This is a genomic window from Acinetobacter sp. AOR18_HL, from assembly GCF_027855145.1.
Classification (GTDB): Bacteria; Pseudomonadota; Gammaproteobacteria; order Pseudomonadales; family Moraxellaceae; genus Acinetobacter; species Acinetobacter pittii.
In genome coordinates this window covers 1-23085 of the sequence record NZ_JAKTIG010000039.1, presented here as the reverse complement: position 1 = coordinate 23085, position 23085 = coordinate 1, and the positions used below count along the sequence as shown (strand labels likewise).

At 37.6% G+C, this 23085-nt stretch carries 24 protein-coding genes and 1 pseudogene; 9 read left to right on the top strand and 16 right to left on the bottom strand.

Annotated features, from left to right (window positions below; translation table 11 throughout):
- Positions 1-313: 313 nt before the first annotated feature.
- The 4 genes from MKL51_RS11485 to MKL51_RS11470 all read right to left on the bottom strand — a co-directional run bounded on the left by MKL51_RS11485 (position 314) and on the right by MKL51_RS11470 (position 3235).
- A complete protein-coding gene (locus tag MKL51_RS11485; RefSeq protein WP_270904318.1) occupies positions 314-934 on the bottom strand; it encodes an ATP-binding cassette domain-containing protein in 621 nt (206 codons plus the stop codon).
- Positions 935-938: 4 nt separating this feature from the next.
- Positions 939-1631, bottom strand: coding sequence for a molybdate ABC transporter permease subunit (modB, locus tag MKL51_RS11480; RefSeq protein WP_025468404.1), 693 nt, complete (start codon positions 1629-1631; stop codon positions 939-941).
- Positions 1628-2413, bottom strand: a complete 786-nt coding sequence (gene modA / locus MKL51_RS11475) for a molybdate ABC transporter substrate-binding protein (RefSeq protein ID WP_017481158.1) — start codon at positions 2411-2413, stop codon at positions 1628-1630. The genes modB and modA overlap by 4 nt, the downstream gene beginning before the upstream one ends.
- A 471-nt stretch (positions 2414-2884) precedes the next feature.
- Complete coding sequence (locus tag MKL51_RS11470; protein WP_017481159.1) at positions 2885-3235, bottom strand: winged helix-turn-helix domain-containing protein; 351 nt, start codon at positions 3233-3235, stop codon at positions 2885-2887.
- A 221-nt stretch (positions 3236-3456) separates the two neighbouring features.
- Here MKL51_RS11470 and antA point away from each other — a divergent pair, with 221 nt between their 5' ends.
- The 4 genes from antA to MKL51_RS11450 all read left to right on the top strand — a co-directional run bounded on the left by antA (position 3457) and on the right by MKL51_RS11450 (position 7916).
- Complete coding sequence (gene antA, locus MKL51_RS11465) at positions 3457-4872, top strand: anthranilate 1,2-dioxygenase large subunit (RefSeq protein ID WP_017481160.1); 1416 nt, start codon at positions 3457-3459, stop codon at positions 4870-4872.
- A gap of 2 nt (positions 4873-4874) precedes the next feature.
- The gene (gene antB, locus MKL51_RS11460; protein ID WP_017481161.1) at positions 4875-5366 is read left to right on the top strand and encodes an anthranilate 1,2-dioxygenase small subunit; all 492 of its coding nucleotides are present in this window, start codon (positions 4875-4877) and stop codon (positions 5364-5366) included.
- 5 nt (positions 5367-5371) lie between these two features.
- On the top strand, positions 5372-6406 hold the full coding sequence (gene antC / locus MKL51_RS11455; protein ID WP_080612849.1) for an anthranilate 1,2-dioxygenase electron transfer component AntC: 1035 nt from the start codon (positions 5372-5374) through the stop codon (positions 6404-6406).
- A 451-nt stretch (positions 6407-6857) separates the two neighbouring features.
- On the top strand, positions 6858-7916 hold the full coding sequence (locus tag MKL51_RS11450; protein WP_057089907.1) for an AraC family transcriptional regulator: 1059 nt from the start codon (positions 6858-6860) through the stop codon (positions 7914-7916).
- A gap of 57 nt (positions 7917-7973) precedes the next feature.
- Here the strand turns inward: MKL51_RS11450 and MKL51_RS11445 are convergent, their stop codons facing one another.
- Genes MKL51_RS11445 through MKL51_RS11425 form a run of 5 tightly spaced genes read right to left on the bottom strand, consistent with a single transcriptional unit; the run spans position 7974 to position 12864 of the window.
- Entirely contained in the window at positions 7974-8921 is a 948-nt protein-coding gene (locus MKL51_RS11445) for a SphA family protein (RefSeq protein ID WP_017481164.1), read from the bottom strand.
- Positions 8922-8974: 53 nt separating this feature from the next.
- Entirely contained in the window at positions 8975-9505 is a 531-nt protein-coding gene (locus tag MKL51_RS11440) for a flavin reductase family protein (RefSeq protein WP_017481165.1), read from the bottom strand.
- Between the two features lie 28 nt (positions 9506-9533).
- Positions 9534-10772 carry a styrene monooxygenase/indole monooxygenase family protein gene (locus MKL51_RS11435; protein ID WP_017481166.1) on the bottom strand — a complete coding sequence of 413 codons (1239 nt, stop codon included), beginning with the start codon at positions 10770-10772 and terminating at the stop codon, positions 9534-9536.
- Between the two features lie 43 nt (positions 10773-10815).
- Complete coding sequence (locus tag MKL51_RS11430) at positions 10816-11601, bottom strand: SDR family oxidoreductase (RefSeq protein WP_017481167.1); 786 nt, start codon at positions 11599-11601, stop codon at positions 10816-10818.
- Between the two features lie 12 nt (positions 11602-11613).
- Positions 11614-12864, bottom strand: coding sequence for a dienelactone hydrolase family protein (locus tag MKL51_RS11425; RefSeq protein ID WP_017481168.1), 1251 nt, complete (start codon positions 12862-12864; stop codon positions 11614-11616).
- A gap of 368 nt (positions 12865-13232) precedes the next feature.
- Between MKL51_RS11425 and MKL51_RS11420 the strand changes: the two genes are divergently transcribed.
- Entirely contained in the window at positions 13233-14444 is a 1212-nt protein-coding gene (locus MKL51_RS11420; RefSeq protein ID WP_228138071.1) for an OprD family outer membrane porin, read from the top strand.
- A 16-nt stretch (positions 14445-14460) separates the two neighbouring features.
- Positions 14461-15804 carry an MFS transporter gene (locus MKL51_RS11415; RefSeq protein WP_017481169.1) on the top strand — a complete coding sequence of 448 codons (1344 nt, stop codon included), beginning with the start codon at positions 14461-14463 and terminating at the stop codon, positions 15802-15804.
- A gap of 68 nt (positions 15805-15872) precedes the next feature.
- Here the strand turns inward: MKL51_RS11415 and MKL51_RS11410 are convergent, their stop codons facing one another.
- The 4 genes and pseudogenes from MKL51_RS11410 to MKL51_RS11395 all read right to left on the bottom strand — a co-directional run bounded on the left by MKL51_RS11410 (position 15873) and on the right by MKL51_RS11395 (position 19957).
- Positions 15873-16859: an AraC family transcriptional regulator gene (locus tag MKL51_RS11410; RefSeq protein ID WP_017481170.1), complete on the bottom strand. Its 987-nt coding sequence runs from the start codon at positions 16857-16859 to the stop codon at positions 15873-15875.
- Positions 16860-17186: 327 nt separating this feature from the next.
- A complete protein-coding gene (locus tag MKL51_RS11405; protein ID WP_017481171.1) occupies positions 17187-17972 on the bottom strand; it encodes a 3-hydroxybutyrate dehydrogenase in 786 nt (261 codons plus the stop codon).
- Positions 17973-18005: 33 nt separating this feature from the next.
- Positions 18006-19427 carry a GntP family permease gene (locus MKL51_RS11400; protein WP_017481172.1) on the bottom strand — a complete coding sequence of 474 codons (1422 nt, stop codon included), beginning with the start codon at positions 19425-19427 and terminating at the stop codon, positions 18006-18008.
- Positions 19428-19824: 397 nt separating this feature from the next.
- Positions 19825-19957, bottom strand: a pseudogene (locus tag MKL51_RS11395) (hypothetical protein).
- A gap of 81 nt (positions 19958-20038) precedes the next feature.
- Between MKL51_RS11395 and MKL51_RS11390 the strand changes: the two are divergent.
- Together MKL51_RS11390 and MKL51_RS11385 are read left to right on the top strand one after the other, a co-directional pair.
- The gene (locus tag MKL51_RS11390; RefSeq protein WP_017481173.1) at positions 20039-20467 is read left to right on the top strand and encodes a hypothetical protein; all 429 of its coding nucleotides are present in this window, start codon (positions 20039-20041) and stop codon (positions 20465-20467) included.
- A 16-nt stretch (positions 20468-20483) separates the two neighbouring features.
- Positions 20484-20759, top strand: a complete 276-nt coding sequence (locus MKL51_RS11385) for a hypothetical protein (protein ID WP_017386926.1) — start codon at positions 20484-20486, stop codon at positions 20757-20759.
- Here the strand turns inward: MKL51_RS11385 and MKL51_RS20995 are convergent.
- The 3 genes from MKL51_RS20995 to MKL51_RS11370 all read right to left on the bottom strand — a co-directional run bounded on the left by MKL51_RS20995 (position 20736) and on the right by MKL51_RS11370 (position 21758).
- Positions 20736-21137, bottom strand: coding sequence for a J517_1871 family lipoprotein (locus MKL51_RS20995; RefSeq protein WP_017403212.1), 402 nt, complete (start codon positions 21135-21137; stop codon positions 20736-20738). The genes MKL51_RS11385 and MKL51_RS20995 overlap by 24 nt on opposite strands.
- Before the next feature lie 56 nt (positions 21138-21193).
- Positions 21194-21307 carry a hypothetical protein gene (locus MKL51_RS11375; protein ID WP_107908721.1) on the bottom strand — a complete coding sequence of 38 codons (114 nt, stop codon included), beginning with the start codon at positions 21305-21307 and terminating at the stop codon, positions 21194-21196.
- A 97-nt stretch (positions 21308-21404) separates the two neighbouring features.
- Entirely contained in the window at positions 21405-21758 is a 354-nt protein-coding gene (locus MKL51_RS11370; protein WP_078225433.1) for a hypothetical protein, read from the bottom strand.
- 389 nt (positions 21759-22147) lie between these two features.
- Between MKL51_RS11370 and MKL51_RS11365 the strand changes: the two genes are divergently transcribed.
- Positions 22148-23085 (top strand): IS30-like element ISAba125 family transposase (locus tag MKL51_RS11365; protein ID WP_079396101.1); only part of this gene is annotated, 938 nt, incomplete at its 3' end.

Below are 23085 nucleotides of genomic sequence, written 5' to 3'. Positions count from 1 at the left end.
GCAAATAATTATCATTCTTATCAAGAGTAAATTAAAATAAAAGATTAATTTATGATCTTAGGCAAATGAGCTTTAGCTTAAAATTTTAAATTAAATTGTTGTTTTATATTATTTTTATTAAATTAGAAGGTCAGAAATATTTTATTGTTAATAATCATTTTCAATAAGGCAGGTTTTGATTTATTCGGCTAAAATCTGATTTATGGTTTATCAAACCTAGTAACTTTTAGGGTTCAATCTCCAGCAGGCTAAGAATGAGTTCTCGATAATCCTGAATCTTGTAAGTTTGGAAATGCGTATAAAAAATGAAAAATTATAGAATCCACATTGTTTCGGTCAGTTGTTTAATCTCTTGAATATCATGACTCACATAAATCATTGGAATTTTTATTTCCTCTTTTACTTTCTGAAAAAAAGGAATAATTTCAGCTTTATGATTCGCATCTAATGCTGATAAAGGCTCATCTAGAAGTAACAGTTTAGGTGAATATAACAATGCTCGACCTAGTGCCACGCGCTGTTTTTCCCCTCCTGAGAGTTTAATGGGCATACGTTGTAATAAGTGCCCTAACTTTAATAACTCAATAATATAATCTGCTTCAAAGTGACGTTCTTGTTGGGAAAGATGCTTAAGACCAAATAATAAGTTTTGCTTTACCGTTTTATGCGGAAAAAGCTGAGCATCTTGAAAAACCAATCCAACATGTCGCTTTTGGGTGCTCAAATTAATGTTTTGATCTGAATCAAACCATGTTTGATCCTGTATTTTAATGAGTCCATTACGCGGAGTATTCAGGCCTGCAATGGCATGTAAAATCGATGTTTTACCTGAACCCGATGCACCAAATAATCCAATAACAGCAGCATCTGACTGGAAACTAGGCTCAATATGAAATTGACCCATCTGTAGCTGAAAACGGCAATCAATCAACATAATTTTACCGCCCCAAACGCTTCTTTTGATAACGATGAAACCACTGGGCAAACCATAATGCCAGAAAAGCTACACTTAACGATAAAACAATAAGCCTTTGAATAGCGGCCTCGGTGTCGGGTTGTTGCATTAAGCTATACATAGCTAAAGGCAAAGTACGCGTTTCATTTGAAATATTACCCACAAAGGTAATGGTCGCACCAAACTCACCTAAACTACGGCAAAAACATAAAATAGCACCAACTAAAATGCCACTGCTGGCAAGAGGCAAAGTGACATGAAAAAATGCCCCTAAAGATGAGGCACCTAACGTCTTTGCTGCCATTTCTAAACGCTGATCGACCAGTTCAATCGCTAGTCGAATAGATTGTACCAATAGCGGAAAACCCATCACTGCCGAAGCAAGAACGGCGCCTTTCCAGTTAAATGCAAAATCAATTCCGAGCGGTGCCAAATATTGCCCAATAATGCCGCGACTGCCAAAAACTTGTAAAAGCAAATAACCAGGTACAACTGGCGGTAGCACTAAAGGTAAAAACATCAATGTTTCAATAAATGACTTACCCCAAAACTCTTTACGTGCTAAAAACCATCCCACACAAATTGCAGGAATAATACTGACCACAAGACAACTTGCTGCAACCTTACAAGAAAGTTGCAGAACGCTGAGTTCTTCTGGAGTTAAAGAAAGCATCATGGTTTTGCTGAAGCCAACACACTAAAGCCATATTTTTTAAAGACTGCTTTGGCTTGGTTGCTTTGTAAAAATTGGTAGAACTTTATTGAATTCGGATTTTTTTTAATCAACCCTACAGGATAAATAATTGGCGAATGCGTATTTTCCGGAAATACGCCAGCTACTTTTACGTCTTTGCTAATCGTAGCATCGGTTGCATAGACAATCCCAACCTGACATTCACCACGTGCAACAAAGTTTAATGCAGCTCGAACATCTTCTGTTTCGACTAATTTTGGCTCAATACGACTCCACCAACCTAAATTAGTAAAAGCTTGTTTAGCATATTTGCCTATAGGCACACTTTTGGTATCCCCTGTACAAATCTTGCCTTTAAACACTTTGTTTGGATCGTTGGTTTTATCTAGTTTTACATTTAGTGACTGCCCTTTAGGGGTAATTAGCACCAAACGATTGCCTAGTAAATTTATGCGGTCATTTGCTGCAACTCGTTTTTTGTTTTGTAGATAATCCATCCACTGGGTATCTGCTGAAATAAAAATATCTGCCGGCGCATCTGCTTCAATTTGTTTAGCTAAGGTTGATGAACCAGCATACGAAGTTTTAACTTCTACTTTATTCTGTTTTTCGTAAATTTTTTCTAAATCGTTAATTGCATTGGTTAAGCTCGCTGCTGCATAAACGGTAACCGATTCAGCCTTGGCTGGAACATTAAAGACCAATCCGATGCTGAGGACTGAACAGGTTAAAGCTAACTTTTTTATCTTCGTATCACTTACCATTATTTTTTACCTTTTTGTCGTTTTTGCAGCGATATATACCCAAGAATATAGCGCTACATAAAGATTATGAAAAGTATAATTCGTCAAATATAAATGATCGGAATGAAGGTAAATAGCGCAATTTGTATTTAGAACTTCATTTTGGTGCACTCGGTAGTGAGTACTAACCATTTAAGAACACCATATAAAACTTATTTTCTTTTAAATTTTAGTGAATAATTTAATTGGTTTTATAGTTATCCCTATGCCAAAAAACACATAGAGATAACCATAAAGATCAGTCGTTTATGCCAGCTACTTTTTTTAGATACGCAATAAAAACGCCTATCCCAAACCATCTTTTACGATAGTGCAGAATAGACGCCATTGTCTGTGTAACTGAAAATTGCAGCAGTGCTTTTTAAGCGTGCAATTTATATTAAGCAAAAGCTATACCACATTAAAAAATTCAGTCGCTATGAAAGTTTTTATTTAGCGTTTTAAATAGCTACTCATAATTTGATAATTATGTTGTAAGGCTTGTCGAGCATTGATTTCCATTTGGCGGTAATGCTGTAAGACTTTCTGGCCCAAAGCTGTAACGGCTGCCCCACCACCATGTGTTCCACCTGTTTGAGTTTCAACTAAAGCTGTTTCAAAGCACTGATTCATGGTGTCGACCAACTGCCACGCACGGCGGTAACTCATATTCATAGATTTTGCAGCTTGTGAGATCGAACCAGTTCTCTCAATTGCTTCAAGTAAATCTGCTTTACCCGGACCAAATGCAATATTTTGCTCTAAAAGAATTCTAATTTGTAATTTTAAGTTTTGTTCTTCCATAGACTTAGTTCACAAAATTTCATTTTATGCTCCTTAACATTATAAGGAACTTTGATAGGTTAAAACACATAGAATTTTTAAATCTATACTCTTTCCTAAAAAGAGTTCGATCAAAAAATCAAAACTGCACAAAGTGGATAAAGATCTGGAAAAAACGGATAGAGGCTAAGGCCTAATCGCGGTTCAATCAGTTAAAAGCTGATTGATTGGAGGATTGAGCAATGACCTCATCTAATTTAAAACAATGGAATGATTTTATAGATGGATGTATCGACTTCCGTCCTAACGATGGCGTGTTTCGTATTGCACGTAATATGTTTACCGAGCCTGAACTATTTGACTTGGAAATGGAACTTATTTTTGAAAAGGTTTGGATTTACGCATGTCACGAAAGTGAGATTCCAAACAATCATGATTTCCTAACAGTTCAAATTGGTCGTCAACCGATTATTGTAAGTCGTGATGGTAAAGGCGAACTACATGCTATGGTGAATGCTTGTGAACACCGCGGTGCGACCTTAACACGCGTTGCTAAAGGCAACCAATCTACATTTACATGTCCGTTCCACGCATGGTGCTACAAGTCAGATGGTCGTTTGGTGAAAGTCAAAGCACCTGGTGAATATTGTGAAGATTTTGATAAATCAAGCCGTGGCTTAAAACAAGGCCGCATTGCCAGCTATCGTGGATTTGTGTTTGTAAGCCTTGATACTCAAGCAACAGATTCTCTAGAAGACTTTTTGGGCGATGCAAAACTGTTCCTTGATTTAATGGTTAACCAGTCGCCAACAGGTGAACTCGAAGTACTACAAGGCAAGTCATCTTATACCTTTGCAGGTAATTGGAAGCTACAAAATGAAAATGGCTTAGATGGTTACCATGTCAGCACTGTCCACTATAACTATGTCTCTACAGTTCAACATCGTCAGCAAGTCAATGCATCAAAAGGTGAAGAACTCGACACGCTTGACTACAGCAAGTTAGGTGCCGGTGATTCAGAAACTGACGATGGCTGGTTTAGTTTTAAAAATGGTCATAGTGTTTTATTTAGTGATATGCCAAACCCAACAGTTCGTCCGGGTTACAGTACAGTTATGCCGTATATGGTCGAAAAATATGGCGACAAATATGCTGAGTGGGCAATGCATCGTTTAAGAAACTTAAACTTGTACCCTAGCCTATTCTTTATGGACCAAATTAGTTCACAGCTTCGTATTGTTCGTCCAGTGGCATGGAACAAAACCGAAGTCATTAGTCAATGTATTGGGGTTAAAGGTGAATCTGCTGAAGCACGCCGTAACCGTATTCGCCAGTTTGAAGATTTCTTTAACGTATCAGGCCTTGGTACACCAGACGATTTAGTTGAATTCCGTGAACAGCAAAAAGGTTTTCAGGCACGTCTTGAACGTTGGAGCGATATTTCTCGTGGCTGTCAGTCTTGGGAATATGGCGCGACCAAAAATTCACAAGATTTAGGCATTCAACCCGTCATTACTGGCCGTGAGTTTACCCATGAAGGACTTTATGTAAACCAGCATGGACATTGGCAACGTCTCATGCTCGATGGCTTAAATAAAAAAGCATTGAAAATGCAGGATATTACTTTTGAAAACAATGCCGTAATGGATGAGGTGTAACCATGTCACAAGAACTACATTTTGCTGTATCTCAGTTTTTGTACAAAAAAGCAGAACTTTGTGATGCTTATGACTGGGATGCCTATCTAGAGCTTTACGATGAAGATAGTGAATATCATATTCCACAGTGGATTGATGACTATAACTATGTTCAAGATCCAAATCAGGGCTTGTCTTATATTTATTATGCGGACCGTACAGGTCTTGAAGACCGTGTATTCCGTATTCGTACAGGTAAAGCAGCATCTGCAACGCCGTTACCCCGTACGTTACACAGCATAAACAACATCCGAGTTAAAACATTGGATGATGGATTAATTGAAGCAAAAGTTGCATGGCAAACGCTTTATAACCGTCAAGGTTTAGAAGGCTGTTTTTACGGACACGCTACTTATCTTTTACGCCAAACCGCAGATGGTTTCCGTATTCGTCGCCAGCACAGCATTTTGCTGAATGACAAAATTGATTCCGTTTTAGACTTCTATCACGTTTAAGGGGAATGAAAATGGGACATTCAGTTGCACTTAACTTTGCCGATGGCAAAACCTTTTTCATTTCGGTAAATAACGATGAATTGCTGCTTGATGCAGCAGTTCGACAAGGAATTAACCTCCCGCTAGACTGCCGTGAAGGTGTTTGTGGTACCTGTCAGGGACAGTGTGAAACTGGCATTTATGAACAAGAATATGTTGATGAAGATGCATTAAGTGAACGTGATTTGGCTGAGCGTAAAATGTTAGCTTGCCAGACGCGTGTAAAATCCGATGCAGCTTTTTATTTCGATCATGATTCTGCTATCTGTAACGCTGGTGATACCTTAAAAATTGAAACCAAAGTGACTGCTGTTGAGCTGGTTTCTGAAACGACAGCAATTTTGCATCTTGATGCGAGCAGTCATGCTGAACAACTTCAGTTTTTACCGGGTCAATATGCTCGTTTGCAAATTCCTGATACTGAAGATTGGCGTTCTTATTCTTTTGCAAATAGACCAAATGCAACCAATCAATTGCAATTTCTAATTCGTCTTTTGCCAGACGGTGTGATGAGTAATTATTTGCGTGATCGTTGTCAGGTTGGACAAAGCCTACTTATTGAAGCGCCACTTGGTAGTTTCTACTTACGTGAAGTAGAGCGACCACTGGTTTTTGTGGCAGGTGGAACAGGATTATCAGCTTTCTTGGGAATGCTAGATAACTTGGTGGATCAACCAAACTCACCTGCAGTTCAGTTGTATTACGGCGTAAATAATGAAACCGATTTATGTGAACAACAACGTTTACATGCTTATGCTGAACAGCTACCCAACTTTAGTTATCACCCGATTGTGACTAAGGCAACGGAAGCTTGGCAAGGTAAAGCAGGCTATATTCACGAGCACTTAAATAAAGATCAACTGGCTGAGCAGGCTTTTGATATGTATTTATGTGGCCCACCGCCAATGATTGAAGCCGTTAAAAATTGGTTGGATGAGCAAGCTCTGCAAAATTATCGTATTTACAGCGAGAAGTTTTTACAGAGCAATACCTCACGTTGAAGTATAAATAATTTAAAAACCACTGAAACCTGAAATGATTCAATATACTCTTATAAGGAGTATATTGAATTTTTGCATAAAAATTAAAAGTTATTATATATTAATAGTTTAAAACAATAAATTTCGGCAAAATAAAATTGACCAGTTCGTTCGGATTTGCTATAAATTTTGATAGATCTTAAGGAATAAGATCATGATGAGATTAACTTATAGCACCTTTTATATTCCCCTATTCTATTTCTCGAATGTATTAAATTGCTGGACAAAATCCGATGTAAAAATTTGAGAAAATCATATTAATTAGCGGTTAAATTGGTCTGTATTTTGCTTATATCTCATTGTAATTTGTGAATAACTTAATTTTTTAAGTGCCGTATTTACTTGCTGTGCAGCGAAGTTTTAAAGCTTTTACAACACAAGTAAATACAGGAGTGAGCCAAAAGGGATAAATATGAACCAAGCCAACTCCACAGAACTCAGTGGGCGTCATTTTCAAAATGAGTCTATCTTTACCAATCATAATCTGGTGTTTGATCATCACGATTTAAGCGAAACTTGCCGAAATGTAGGGCAGATTTTTAAACCGCATGATCTTAAAATCTCTCATCAAAAGCGAGATTTCAGTGCAACCATGCACCATGTTAAAACAGGCGCACTATCTATTAGTCGCTTGGAATATGGTGCGGATGTCATTATTGAACCAGATCACCTTGATAACTTTTACCTCATTCAAATTCCAACTCAAGGCTACGCAGAAATCGAGTTTGGTTCTCAAAAGTTTATTTCTTATTCTCAAGTTGCTTCTCTTATTTCTCCTCAGCAATCTTTACGTATGCGCTGGCACGCGAACTCACCACAGCTCATTCTAAAAGTTTCAAAGGATGATTTTACTTACCATTGTCGCCAACACATTGCCGATTCAGAAAACAACTTACTCATTTTCGACCCAAAATTAGACTTTGCTACACAAAGTGGAGCCTACTTTTTACAGCTCGTTAGAACATTGATGGATGCTTTGGTTTGTGAACAACACCCGCTTCATCATCCTTTAGCCTTTAAACAGTTTGAGTCGAATCTATTCAATGCACTCATTTATGGTCAACCCAATAACGCATTACATAAAATAGATCAGCATAAAGAAAAAACCGTCTCTCCTTATTTTGTGAAGCGCACAGAAGCCTATATTAAAGAACATTTACATGAGCCGCTTAATGTCGAAATTTTGGCTGAACATGCTGGTGTGAGTGTGAGAACGTTATTTACTGGTTTTAAAAACTATTTGGGTACTACCCCAATGTCTTATTTAAAAGAATTACGCTTTGAACAAGCTCATTTAGAGCTGATGCATAATGAAAATCTGTCGGTTACTGACGTTGCATTTAAATGGGGATTTACTCACTTAGGTCGTTTTTCTCAAGAATATAAACGCCGTTATGGTGAGTTACCTTCGTCTACTCGCCGTTCTGGTCACAGTGAAGGTTCAGGCTTAATTACTTCAATTTTTTCTTAAGTTTAAAATAGACGAAAGCCTTTTATATTGATTGATATAAAAGGCTTTTTTTATGATTTAAAAATGATGGACATAACGAACTTGTAGTCGTGTTCCCTCTGGACGGTTTTCAGCATCTTGCTCAAAATATGCATTTGCAACCAAGTGATCATTTTTAGAAAAACTGTACATCGCACCAGGACCAATTGCCCAAACTTGTTCACGTCGACCTTTGACTTTTTCACCATCGACTTCGGTATCAGTGACTTGTTTTAGCCAATAACCATTCAGTCCTAAGCGAAACTGTTCAGTAATAGCATAGTCCGTTGCAAAGTTTGCATGAATTGCCTGCCCTGCCTGCATATCATTTGCTCCAACAAAAGCATAGCTTGGGTCATTATTCTTAAAGTTATAGAGATAATGGATACGCGTTGAAGCTGTCCACTTTGGATTAAACCAATACGTTGCAGCCCAATAAGGATCAAATGAAACAGCGTTATTACTTGGGTTAATATCTTTTTGCTGGTCGTACTCGCCAGTAGGTAAATTCACCTGAAACTCAAAACGATGTACAAACTTCGGTCCTTGTGCACCCATGACTGGATCGAATTGAATAAAAGGTCCGATCATAATGTCCCCAAAGCCGCTTTGGGCCTTAATGGCAGCATTATTCAAGCCATCATCCATGTCCATTTTACTGACAAAAGGAATTAAAAAATTCATACCTAGACTGGCTTTATCTTTTACTCGGACATTCGATAAATAACTAATCTGTTCAACCAGTACTTGATAATTTAAATCTGTTTTAGGTAAACCGAGTTTTTGTCCATTGGCATCGACCAGATTATTGCTATCGTAATTTTGAAAATAGGTTTGAGCATACCAACCGGGCCCTGCGGGTAAACCGCCATCGAGAAAGCTGGTCATACCTAAGTTTACAGTCGGTAAATCATAGGCATGAGAAACTAATGGCAAACCCAACAATGTCCCTGCTAAAAAGCCATGTTTAATTAAAGTGCTTTTCATCTTCTTATTTCCTATAAAAAAATCACGACCGGAGTGATCGTGATTATGGTGAATTAATGTGTTAATTCTGGATGCTCAGCGGCAATCCGATACTTTCCTGCGTGGAATACCAATGGTTCACCTTGGCGTTGTTGGTATTGTTCAATCTGACCAATAAAAATCAGGTGATCTCCGCCCTCATACTGATTTACATTGCGGCAAACCAAGGTTGCGAGTGCATTGGATAAAATAGGAACGCCTGCATTGCATTGTTGATGAGCAATGCCTGCAAATTTATCTTCGGCACCTCGAGCAAAATGTCCTGAAAGCTGATGATGTTCTTGGGCCAACATGTGAATGGCAAAATATTCAGCTTCTACAAAATCAGACAAACTTGGCGCTGTTTTTGAAAGGCTCCACAAAATTAATGGCGGATCTAAAGACAGAGATGAAAACGAATTGGCTGTCATGCCTATTTTCCGACCATCTTTACCACGAGTTGTAATTATGGTAACGCCAGTTGCAAACTGTCCAAGCAAGTTACGGATTTCTCTCGGGTTTTCAGCATTAATGGCTTGTAAAGCTAAAGTTTCAATTGTGTCCATTTTAAAATCTCCCTTTGATATTTTGACCTTAAGCGACTTTTGCTGCGGTTTTTGAGACCAAGAATGCTTGAGCTTGATCTGCATCAAACCACCAAGGGGCAAAAGCGCGAGGGTCATCAAAGTTATTGGCCATAATTGAAGCAATGCTTTGGTTTTGGCTTGCAGCTGCTAATAGTTCAACAACATGCGGTTGTGGCGGTACGAGCAAGCTATTGGTCCAAGCCACGACTTTTTCTGCATAAGCCCAATAGCGTTCAAAAGTTTGAACCATCCATTGTTCGCTAAAGCTTTGATTATCATTGGCTAAAATGGCATCGAAATAGATCTTGCTACACTTAGCCGCATTGTTTGAGCCTTGACCGGTAATCGGATCATTGACCACTAAGGCATCTGCCATGCCAAAAATCTTCTTGCCAGACGGTAAGGTTAAAACGGGTTTGCGTACGGTCGGCGGGAAACGCCCTGCTAAATATCCACCAGCATCGGTCAACTCAACATTTGTGCAACGTTCATATTCCCAAGGCACAAATTTCTTGAGTAAATTCAAACTGCATTGCAGATGCTGTTCGGGTGTTTTGACATCTTGCCAGCAGTCCATTGGACCGTTTGGAATACCTTCAAACACCATGATGTCGCAAGGACCATTAACGGTAAGTGCTGGAAATGAAAAGTATTCGCCGACTTCAGGAATAATGTTAAAAGTCACACGTGAATAAGGTGAAATTGGCTTCATGTTTTTGACGTAGGTCAAAGCCAAAGCACGTTGAGGCTTATCAAAAATACTTCGTACATCATCACGCTCAAACTGTTTAACGACTTCACCTTTACCAGCCGCGAGTAATACAAGCTCGTAGTCGTTTGCGAGTTGTTCTAACTCTTCTATTCCAACATCCTGAATTACTAATCGACCGCCACGGCGTTCAAATTCTTCCATCCAATATGGCATTTTGACGCGTTGATCGACCGATTGAGCGTAGCGCTCAAGACGAGCACTCCATTCAAATGCTTTACCACCATTTTCAGGATTGACTAAAGCAAGCCCAATACCTTCTACCGCTGGACATTGTTCTTCCCAAAAATTTAGTCCTAAGTCACGTTCAGTTTGTAAAGCGGTATGAAACATACACTGGCTTGACATGACTTTACCTTGACGGATTTCGTCGGCAGTACGGTTGGTGATCATGGTTACGTCATAGCCTGTATCTAATAAACCCAAACCAAGCTGTAAACCAGACTGTCCTGCTCCAACAATTGCAATACGGCGCATAATCTTCTCCATAATTTTTTAAATGTGCTTTTAAAACGCTGTGCTATTCAGCTAAACGTGGAATAGCGGGCTGTGATCCTTCAGGGCCCATCACTGAATATCCGCCATCGACCGCATAATCTGCTCCGGTAACAAAACTCGCAGCGGGTGACACTAAAAACAAAACCACGTTGGCGACTTCTTCGGGATGACCCAATCGGCCTAGTAAGTGATAATCGGCTGCCACGCTATCGGCCTTTTCACGGTTATTACCACTGACTTCTGCAATGACTCGCGACCATGTCCAACCCGGTGAAACGGAGTTGACGCGAATACCGTCGGCAGCAAAATCCATTGCCATGCTTTGTGTGAGTTGACGTATTGCGGCTTTAGAAACTGGGTATAACCAGCGTCCTGTTTGTGCTACTTTGGCCGAGATTGAAGTAAAGTTAACGATTGAACCTTGCTGCTTTTTTAGGTCATGGTATAAAGCACGGCTCAGCTCAACTGTTGAGACCAAATTAATATCGAGTGCTTGTAACCAGTCCTGACGTGAAGATTTAAAACCGTCATCTAAATAGGTACATGCCAAATTCACCAAGTAACTTACTTCACCTAAATGTTGATGAATATCTGCCACAGCTTGTTGAATAGCCGCATCGCTGGTTAAATCGGTTTGAATAAACATCACATCATGGTTAAAGCTTTCTGCAATCGCCTTGCCTTTAGCATCAATATCTAAAATAGCAACATGAGCACCTGCATTTACCAACGCTTGTACGACAGCTTTACCAATCAGGGTTGCACCGCCACTTACCACAGCGACTTTTCCTTTTAAATCTATATTCATTGCAGATACTCCTTAATTGACTGGCTTGCCTTCACTACTTGACCAAGTTGACATCAACGTATTGGAAGGAAGATCTTCATCAAGAAGTTTTCGAGCTGTCTCGACACCTGCAACTGGTAAGCCTGTTGGGTCTAATAAACCAATTTGAACAAGTACAGACGCTTGGTCCCAGTAAATATGCTCATGGCACAACTTTGACCCTCTAAACTGGATCACACCTAACATTGGAATTTCGACATATTTACCAGTCGGTTTTACACCTGGTAATAACCAGTCAATTTCAGCGTCGTGGGTAAAGCTCATAATGAATTCGTCAACCACTTGCGTTGAGCCAACCGTACGAGAGATCGAAGTGATCTTCATATCTTTCGGGTTTTGATGCACAAAGTGATATTGATAAAAACGGGCAAGCTGGCTTTGGCCTACACCGCCAGTTAAGGTTGGAATATGGTTGACATAAGGTTCAGCAACCATCGTTGCCATGGTAGCTGGTACGTCACGCGTATCGAACTCATGCCGAATATGCTCTTCCCATAGTGCAACTAGGTCATATTTCGGCCCAATCGTTTCATGTAGAGCTGTTACTGTACGTTCATGGGCAAAGCGCGCTGAAGGTTTGTGGTAATGGTTGCTTTTTGGTCGTGCAAAAGCATGATCAACACCTTCATAAACATAAGCTTGTACATTTGAATATTGGTTAACTGCATCGACAATCGCTTGCCTCGCATCTGGCGGTGTAAATTGGTCCAGTTCTGCAATATGTAAAACCAAACGCCCCTTTACGTTGGCTAACTCATCTAAGGCTTTTTCAATGCCTACACCGTAATAACCTACGGCACATGCCACTTCAGAAAGTCGACAGCCTGAAAGATACGCAAGCTTTCCACCTAAGCAATAGCCCACTACGCCGAGACCTGTAGAGGTATCACATTCTGGTTGTGTCTTTAAAAAAGCTAAGCTGTCCTGAATATCTTCAACACCGAGGTTTTCATCATATTGCTGATAAAGTTCAAAAGCTTTTTGAAAGTCATCTGGTGTATAACCGAGTTCAATATTAGGTGCTACACGCCAAAATAGATCAGGAACCAAAACGGTATAGCCTTCTTCTGCAAGAAATTCTGCTTTTTCTCGCATGGCTGCATTAACCCCAAAGATTTCCTGACAAAGCACCACTCCAGGTCCTTTTCCTGTTTCTGGTGTCGCTAGATACGCACTGAACTGCTTTCCAGATGCAGTTTTAATTTGAATGGTTTGACCAGCCATAGTGTCAACTCCTGACATTGTTATGGCTTTATCTTCTATCCGAATTTTTTTTTAGACTGTCCAAAAGCTGCAAGCACTATCCAATCTCTGCGTAATTATCAAAATCAATCAAACTGGATAAAAATTAAAAAAATAAGAAACACCTATATTTCAAAAGTTTAAATTAAAAAATTAAATTAATGCTTTTTATCTAATTTGGAAAAAATGGATGAAGATTAGGACTTATTGGATAGTGACGATTGGCTAAAAATAGTTCAATCAAGTCATGTAATCCGTTTGATTACATAAAAAAAGCCCAGTCATTTTCTAAATTAAGGCGTTTATTTATGCATCGACCATGGCCACTTTATGGACAACAAAAAACGTTAATGCTCATCAATATTTTATGTTGTAGTGCATTTTCTACTCAGGCTTATTCAGCGGATGAAGAATGGAAATTTACATCAAAAAATGCATATATAGACAGAAACTATGACAATCCAGATGTAAAAGACACAGGTAGCTGGTCACAATCAGTTTCTCTATTTTACAACTCAAATATGCATGATACGCCGTTAGAAATTGGAGGAACCCCGATTCAAATTGGCGCAAATGCTTCAGCACAATATGCGGTTCGTTTAAGCCAAGATAAACATGTTGCAGATACGGTATTACCTTTCGATAAAGCGACGCAGTCCCAAGCACCTGATTATCTAAAATATGGCGCAACCTTAAAGTTAGGCTATAACAAGACACTACTCAGCATTGGTGAATTATGGCTGGATTTACCCGTAACCACTGTAGATGCAAGTCGACAACTTCTAACGTCTTATTGGGGAACTAATCTTAAAAGTCAGCTAAACGATAAGATTTTTGCAGAAATTGGCCGTATTGAAAAAGTATCACCGCGAAATGAAGAAGATTTCCATCGATTTTCTTTTACTTCAAAAGGTGTGACTGGCTACTCTGATGGCCTTAACTATATAGATCTTCGCTATCAATTTACGCCTACGTTGAAAGGCGAATATTACTTTGGAAATATGGAGGATTTATATAACAAACATTATGTCGGCGTTGACCACCTATGGAAAAACGCTAATTTTTCAGTTAATTCAAAATTCAAATATTTCAATGCTAAAGATAATGGAAATCTTTTTGACATCGACGCACAAAATGTAGGGTTATTAGAAACACTTAAAGTAAAAAATCACAGCTTTGGTGTGGGTTATCAGCAAATTATTGGTGAGTCTGCTTACCCATTACCAGATGGTTTCTTGCCTGAAACTTATTTCATTAACTGGAACACGACTGGTTTCTTCAAACAAGATGAAAAGTCTTATCACTTCATCTATGGCTATGACTTTAAAGATTATGTGCCTGGTTTAAATACCACTTTCAAATATGTATATGGCAATCACTTTAAGACAGCAGATGGCTTAAAAAATAAAGAAAGTGAAGCAAACGTTATTGTCAATTATGCCCTTCAACAGCCATTCCTCAAAGGCTTAGCTCTTCAGTACATCTTCATCAATTACGACGTTAAGCATGGAAACGATTTCTCTGAAAACCGTTTCTTCGTCAATTACAGCAAAAAATTTTAATGAATAAGGAATACATATGAAAACGATAGACGCAAACACGATTATCAACCGCGAGAAACTGTCTCCACTACAGTGGATGGTTTTTATCCTAGGCTTTTTTGTCTTTTTCTGTGATGGTCTAGACACAGGAATTATTGGTTTTATTGCTCCAGCATTGCTGGATGATTGGGGAATTACCAAGCCTCAACTCGCTCCTGTTTTAAGTGCTGCCTTAGTCGGGATGTCGATCGGTGCAATCATTTCTGGGCCTTTGTCCGATAAATTTGGACGTAAAGGTGTCATTGTTTTTACAAGCCTTTTATTTTCAATATTTACAATTTTGTGTGGCATTGCCGACTCGACCCAAGATTTAATGATTTATCGTTTTATTACAGGTGTTGGTTTAGGTGCAGCCATGCCAAACATCAGTACGATTGTCTCTGAATATATGCCTGTAAAACGTAAAGCATTCCTCACAGGCCTTGCTGGCTGTGGTTTCATGCTCGGTATTTCTTGCGGCGGTGTGCTATCAGCTTATCTATTAGAAAGTTATGGCTGGGCTAAGGTGATTATTATTGGTGGAAGCATTCCGCTTATTTTAGTGGTTGCTTTATTGCTTAAATTACCTGAATCAACGCAATACTTAATTACACGTCATCAACAAGACAAAGCTCAGCGTATATTAGAAAATATTCAAGGCCATTCTTTTCAAGAACCTGTAAAACTTGTTTTAACTCAAGCAGAAACTGTATCAGATGAAAATCCGGTTAAAGTGGTTTTAGGAAAATACCTGTGGGGTTCAAGCATGCTTTGGCTCTGCTGCTTTACTAGTCTGTTGGTATTCTATCTTTTAACAAGCTGGATGCCAACGATTTTAAAAACAGCAGGTTTCAGTACCCAACAGTTTAGTTTAATTGCCGCGATTTTCCCTTTTGGTGGTGTAATTGGCGCCACCATTATGGGATGGTACATGGATAAACTGAACCCAACCACAGTGATTAAATATTCATATCTCATTGCTTTCGGTCTATTCATTGTTGCAGGTCTAGTAAGCTCAAATATTTTCTTGTTAGGTCTTACTATTTTCTTAATTGGTGCTTTACTCGCTGGTGCTCAGTCCTCATTACTGCCACTTGCAGCTATGTTCTATCCAGCAGTGTGCCGTGCAGTTGGTGTTTCATGGATGCATGGTATTGGCCGTATCGGTGCAATTTTAGGTGCTTTCTTTGGCTCACTCATTTTTACTTTTAACCTAAGCTTAAGCGGTATTTTCTTTATTCTTGCGCTACCAACCTTCATCTCATTTATTGCACTTAGCCTGAAAGTAATTTATGAGAAATCTAAAAACGAACAAGTGTTAAAGCTCGAAGAAAGTCTATAAATATTAGGCAATAAATAAAAAACTGATTTAGTTGCCTAAATCAGTTTTTTATTGCGAAAAATTAAATATTAGAAAATTTTCCCTTTAGTCTCACTTGGATTTTCTCCAAATTCTTCACGATACTCTTGAGAAAAACGACTTAAATGGTTAAAGCCCCAGTCATAGGCAAGCTTTGAAATAGAAACCTTTCTATCTGCTCCGGTAGTGCTCAAAATCTTATAAATTTGTTGGAGACGATATTTTTTTAAATACGACATTGGGCTGGTGCCATAGTATTGTTGAAATTCATCATACAATTTTGATTTTGAAACTCCTGCAAGACGCTGCAAGTCTTCTGCACAGATTTCTTCATGCGCATGTTCAATAATAAAATTACGAACCTTACGGATATAAGCTGGTTCATCTTGATGTGAGAGTGACTTTAAGGCTTCAGAGTAGTTATTTTCTTGAGACAATAGTAAGGCTTTAATTACAAAATTTTCATAGTCTTCAGATAACATCTGCAAACCATAAAAATTACTATATTGCGATTTTAGCTGTAAAAAATTCTGAATATTCTTCCACCATGCACCAATCAGTTGCTCCGAGTCCAGATGCATTTCAGGGTTAAAAATGATAGGCGTTTCTATAGGTTTATTCAGTAGATCTGCAAGGACAATCTGCATACTTCGCTCAGGAATAACCACCTGAAATTTTCTGCAATCTTTATCAATAATCAAATCTTGTTGATCGTTATTTGAAACAATAAGGCCTCTGTTTTCATCAGACTGATAATGAGCGCCACGAATGTTGAGAGCTTGTCGACCTTGTATAGGCAAACTAATGCTATACGCTTTTAAATTTGAGATGTTAATGGCAACGTTTGCACCATAACTGATTGTACCGATTGCCATTTTTTTATTAGGCAAACGCATTCCGTCATAGTGAAAATCGAGAGTGTCTTTGTAAATTGTATCTAAACGGTGTTCACCACAAATTGTGGACATCAGATTCTGCGCAAATTCAGCCTTGCGTGAATAATGATTGAGTTCCGTCTGTTGGCTGAGTGATATCATATCCTTTTCACCTAGCTAAATAACTTATTGCTTAAAAAGCAACTTGTATGCCAATTAATATCCTTTAATTGACGAATTTTCCTGAAAATACCGAATCAAGAAAGAGAGTAAAGATTACTTTCTCATACTCTATTAGATTTTAAAAATGGAAATAAGTTAAATACCTTTAAAGTATAATTTCATACTTTAATAAACTTATTTTATTAGATTTTTTATAAGCAAATAGAGTAGAGATAAATCATTATTTTGAACAGCAGACTATCATAAATTTTTAACGAATAAAAAAACCGCCTATTTTAAATAAGCGGCTTTTATAAAATACTTAAATTATTGAGCGGTGTAACCACCATCCATAACCACAGCTTGGCCTGTTACCCCACCTGCTTTGCTACTCGCAAGGAAAATCGCATAGTCAGCAATTTCTTCAACAGAGAGCAAACGCTTTTGAGGAACCATTGCCAAAATCACATCTTCAAGTGCGCTGTCTAAACTTACATTACGGGTTTTAGCCAAATCTGCAATTTGCCCACGAACCAACGGTGTATCTACATAACCCGGGCATAGAGCATTTACCGTAACACCATCGCGTGCACATTCTAATGCCGCAACTTTTGTTAGGCCAATTACGCCGTGTTTAGCACTGTTATAACCTGCCTTTCCAGCGAAACCAATCAAGCCATTAATTGAGGCCATATTAATAATACGACCATATTTTTGAGCTTTCATAATTGGAAAAACATGTTTAATACCAATAAACGCCCCAGTTAACATGACTTGAACTAACTTTTGAAAAACAGCCGTTGGAAATTCTCCAATAGGTGCAACATGTTGGAAACCAGCATTATTAATTAAGATATCAACCGTACCAAAGGTCTTTTGAGTAAGCTCAATGGCTTGTTTATAAGCGTCTTCATCGGTCACATCGCATGGTGCAGATAATGCGTCAAAACCTTGCTCTTTAAGTGAGTGCGCCGTTTCTTGACACTTTTCAGCATTCATATCAGAAATAACAACTTTGGCACCTTCTTGAGCAAATTTCTTAGCAATCTCTAGACCGATACCACTTGCAGAACCTGTAATAAAAGCGACCTTACCGTCTAAAAGTTTTGTCATTTATTTACTCCTTAATACTTATAACGCGCTGATTTAAACAATACCCGTTACGGTAAAGACTGTAATTACCACAAATACCGCTAACGTTTTGATTACCGTGACTGCAAAAATATCTTTATACGACTGTTTATGAGTTAACCCAGTAACAGCGAGTAAAGTAATAACAGCACCATTATGCGGAAGTGTATCCATACCACCCGATGCCATCGCAACCACACGGTGCATGACTTCTGGTGGAATACCCGCAGCTAAAATCGCGGCGTTATATTGTTCAGCCATCGCACTTAAAGCGATACTCATACCACCTGAAGCTGAACCGGTAATACCCGCTAAAACGGTTGTGGTCACAGCCCCATTGACTAATGGATTTGTGAAGGTACTACTCATTGCATGGCTAATCAGTGCAAAGCCCGGTAATGACGCAATAATTGCACCGAAACCATACTCAGAAGCCGTATTCATCACCGCTAAAAGTGAACCACCAATACTGGCATTAATGCCCTCTTTGAAGTTCGTCACTACACGCTGATAATCAAACAAAATTGCAGAAATAATCCCAACAATCAGCGCAAGGCCCACCGCCCAGATCGCACCAGTTTTCGCAACATCCACTGTGTAATCCGCTAATCCAACTGCGGCAAAATCAAAACCATTTGGATACCACTCTTTGATTGCTTTAGACAAATATTTGTTCATTACAGCAACAAGAATAAGAGGTACAAAAGCTAAAAACTGACGCGCCGTACTTCCGTTATTTTGTAAGTTCATATCGGCTTCAATTTCTTGAGGCTGTGTATTGTCTGCGCCAAAACCAGAGTACCCTTCGCCTGCTTTTGCAGCAGCTCGGCGACGCCATTCTAAGTAAGCCAAACCCATGCATAAAACAAAAATAGCGCCAATAATTCCTAGAAATGGTGCAGCATAAATATTGGTGCCAAAGAATGTAGTTGGAATTACGTTCTGGATTTGTGGCGTACCCGGTAATGCATCCATGGTAAATGTAAATGCACCAAGCGCGATGGTCCCCGGAATTAAACGTTTTGGAATATTGGCTTGTCTAAATAGCTGGTTTGCAAAAGGATAAATGGCAAATACAGCAACAAATAAACTTACACCGCTATAGGTTAAAATTGCACCTAACAATATAACGGTTAAAATTGCTTTTTTTGCTCCAATCCATCTCACAATAGTTCGTGCAATAGACTCAGCAATTCCTGACATTTCAACGACTTTACCGAAAATTGCCCCGAGTAAAAATACAAGAAAGTAATCTTTAATAAAGTTCACCATTTTGGGCATAAATACACCCGAATAAAACGGTAAGACATTGGCAGGGTTAATGAGAAGAACAGCGAGTAAGGCACAAATTGGTGCCATGAGAATGACTGAAAATCCCTTGTAAGCTGTATACATCAACAGCCCAAGCGAAAGTAGAATTACAAATAATTCCCACATATATTCCTTCTCCCTAAAGAATAGATATTAGGTTCAATAAAATTACCAAAAGATATTTAGGTTATCCCAAACCTAAAATGATAAAAATCACAGTATCTATGAGTGGTAATAGGTAAATGAGCTTAAAAATAAAATATCACTAAAATATTTAAAAACAATGCAATTTATTTAAATTTTAAAATATACATGCAATACAAATAGTTAAGTTGCTTCATTAGAAAAATTCAATTATTTAGAAACTATTATTATTTAATAAAACTTATTAATTATTGAGTAAATTAAATTAATATCTCTATATTATTTAATAAAGATAATTAAATAATATATTTTTTAAATTAATTTGATAAATATAATTCATCTTATTCTTTTGAAATATTGCGCAGATAATTTTTTATCTTTATTTGAATAAAGCAATTTGAAGATTAATCATCAAAAGATTAGAACAGAAATATAGAGTCGTGTTTTTTAATATTCTCATCTTTACTCGAAAACGGCGCTTGTTTATTAAAGATAACTTCTACTTCTGTCACTAGAGTTAGACAATGTAATGAATACTATTACATGTCTACTGATAGAATTTATAATTTAGACTTTTCACTAGTATATAAGTTATGAATAAAAGAAATATTTTGTTCACTCTTCAAACTGGATTGATCATCCTACTTAATGGATGTACCGATACTTCTCTGGCTCAAAATAAGGTTATTGTTCCAAAAATTGGTTACTCTGGTAATGCTGATAATGCAAGCTATAGTGAGGCAAAAATCAAGATTGAAGGCTCTTGTGTTTATTTAATGAATACAAATGATCGAGTGATTCCTATTTTTGCAACTAAAGATGCTCATTGGGATAGCAATAAGTATCTTTTAATTGTTGACTCAAAAGAATATAAAGATGGGGATACGATTGCTTACGGCAGCGGAGAAGCTTATCCCATTAATTTGAACAACTACAAATGGATAATTAAACCTGATACTACATGTGATCTAAGTAAAGGCGTTATTATCAATCAATTTATAGAACCTCTTACTAAAAAGTAAATAAAAAAAGCCCTATATGAAAATTCAACTCTTAGCTTCTTTAACTGCTTTTAGCCTAACATCTTGCATGGTAAAGCCTACTATAACTAACCATGAAGAGGTTTCTATTCAACCGATACTTATTACAAGCAATATGAAAAGTAATATTTCAATGATGGCTTCAGCACATGGAAAGCTTATAGCAGATAAAAATGGATGTATCAGACTGGGCGATGAAAAAGGTCCGTTGATTATTTGGCCTTATGGCAGCAAATTTATAAAGTGGTATCTATATTTCTTTAACACATTTTAGTGAAGCTGCCTTTAAGTCGTTATCAGCTTTATAAATCATATTCGAATTAGAGGCACTTAAAATTGTTCTAGCTTCGAGTATATCTTTGTTAAGAAACTTAACTTCTAAAACCATACCATTTTGAAGATAAATTATATTATTAAAATACTTAACTTTATTGAATACTACATGTCCACTAGTATCGTCGCAAAGTATTCCATTACCATCTGCGTCAAGTTTTATGGTTGATATGCTTGGGCCGATTGAAATCGTCCATACCCCTGACACTAAAGGTATAGAAGGCTGTATTTCGCTAAATTTATTATTAGTCATTTGGGTAGTTGGGCTTACACATCCACTTAATGAAAAAATTAAGCTTAATGAAATTATCTTTTTCATGAAATTACTCCTTTTAATTATGACTAAAACTTAACAGTTCAGAAAATAAAAAACTATCAGTTCATATAGCACCCTACCCCATACACACTAGACCTGATTGAACCAATATGAGATGTTTGATATGCATCAATACCTACAATAGAGACCACAAAAGATTGCACAACCTCCATAGTGATTTTCTTTACCTTATCTTCTACTTATTTTGCCACACCAAGACTAGAACTAATCGGCTTATCCTTTTCAAGCCCATATACATCTCTGCAAACTTTAATATTTAATTGATATCCATATTCCGGAAACAAAACTAAAAATTAGATAAATAAATGCAGCAATAATTATGGAAAAAAGGACTATGATGACTCCGTTAGTGATATGGTCTCCATTGGTACCATTCTCAGTGTTTTCCTTGGGATTAATTATCATTGGGGTATTTAAAGATTTTTTTGCCTCATAGAATCCCCAGCCTATACCCAGCAAAACAATTAGTACCGCAAAACCAACTCCAATATCATAAATAACTTCCTCAGCAGCATATTTATCATTTGAAGCTGAAACACACTTTTCAAAGTATTTTTTTTCAATTTCAGACAGTGTGGAGATTGATTTTTGATCTTTAAACATATCTTTAAAACGGATATTGCATGTCTCAATAAATTCTTCTTTATCGTCAGTTCCATCTCCCTCGTAATTACTTGGACGTGAAATATATATTGAACTATGTGTAGTTGTAGCCATCTAATTACAGTAATTTATATACAAAATGATAGTTTAATTGATAGTAAAAAATATTCAATTTAGGCCTTACTCAAATGAATCAAAAACCAATGGCAATGACATTTTCAAACCTTTCATATGATTTTTATAAAGCCTTATCTCAAAATAGTAAAAATTAATATATTCTTTTGGATACTTACTAATTAAATTATAAAAGTGCCGTTCACTCATTAAGGATGCACGGCAGAGTAAAACTTGAAGTGCGACATAAACCACCTAATTAATTTAAAGGGTTTATGGAGTATATAAAATTGTCATACCATCATCTTAACTTTGAAGATCGTACTGCATTAATGCTTGAGTCAAGAAAAGAAGGCTTTTCAGCCAGAAAATTTGCTGAACTCATTAAAAGACATCCTAGTACGATCTATCGTGAGCTTAAAAGAAATAGCATCAATGACGTTTATCAAGCTCGATATGCTTCTGATAACACCTTCGCTAGACGTAGACGTGGTCACAGAAAACTCAAAATCGATTCAATCCTCTGGAAATTTATTGTTGAAGCGATCCGTTGTTTATGGTCTCCTCAGCAAATAGCAAAGCGTTTAAAGACATTTCCTGATTTGGATCAAACAATGAATGTAAGCCATACAACGATTTATTCAACGATACGAGCATTACCCAAGGGTGAGTTGAAAAAAGACTTATTATCCTGTCTGCGTCATGAAAATAAAAAGCGAAAAGCTAACGGTGAACCTAAAAAAGATTCTATATTACAGGATATTAAAACTATTCATGAGCGCCCAGCCGAAGTTCAAGAAAGAAAAATACCGGGTCATTGGGAAGCTGATTTAATTAAAGGTAAAGACAATAAAAGTTCGATAGCAACACTTATTGAACGAAATACACGGCTCTGTATCTTGGCAACATTACCTGATGCAAAGGCAGAATCAGTGCGCAAGGCTTTAACTGAAGCTCTGAAATATTTACCTGCAGAACTGCGTAAAACGTTGACCTATGACCGTGGACGCGAGATGTCAGAACATAAAATACTCGAAGAAGATTTAGGCATAGATGTATATTTCTGTGACCCACATTCACCTTGGCAAAAAGGCACATGCGAAAATATGAATGGTTTAATTAGGCAATATTTACCTAAAGGGATTGATTTAAATCAGGCAGATCAGCATTATTTAAATCAAGTTGCCATGTCACTGAATACTCGTCCTAGAAA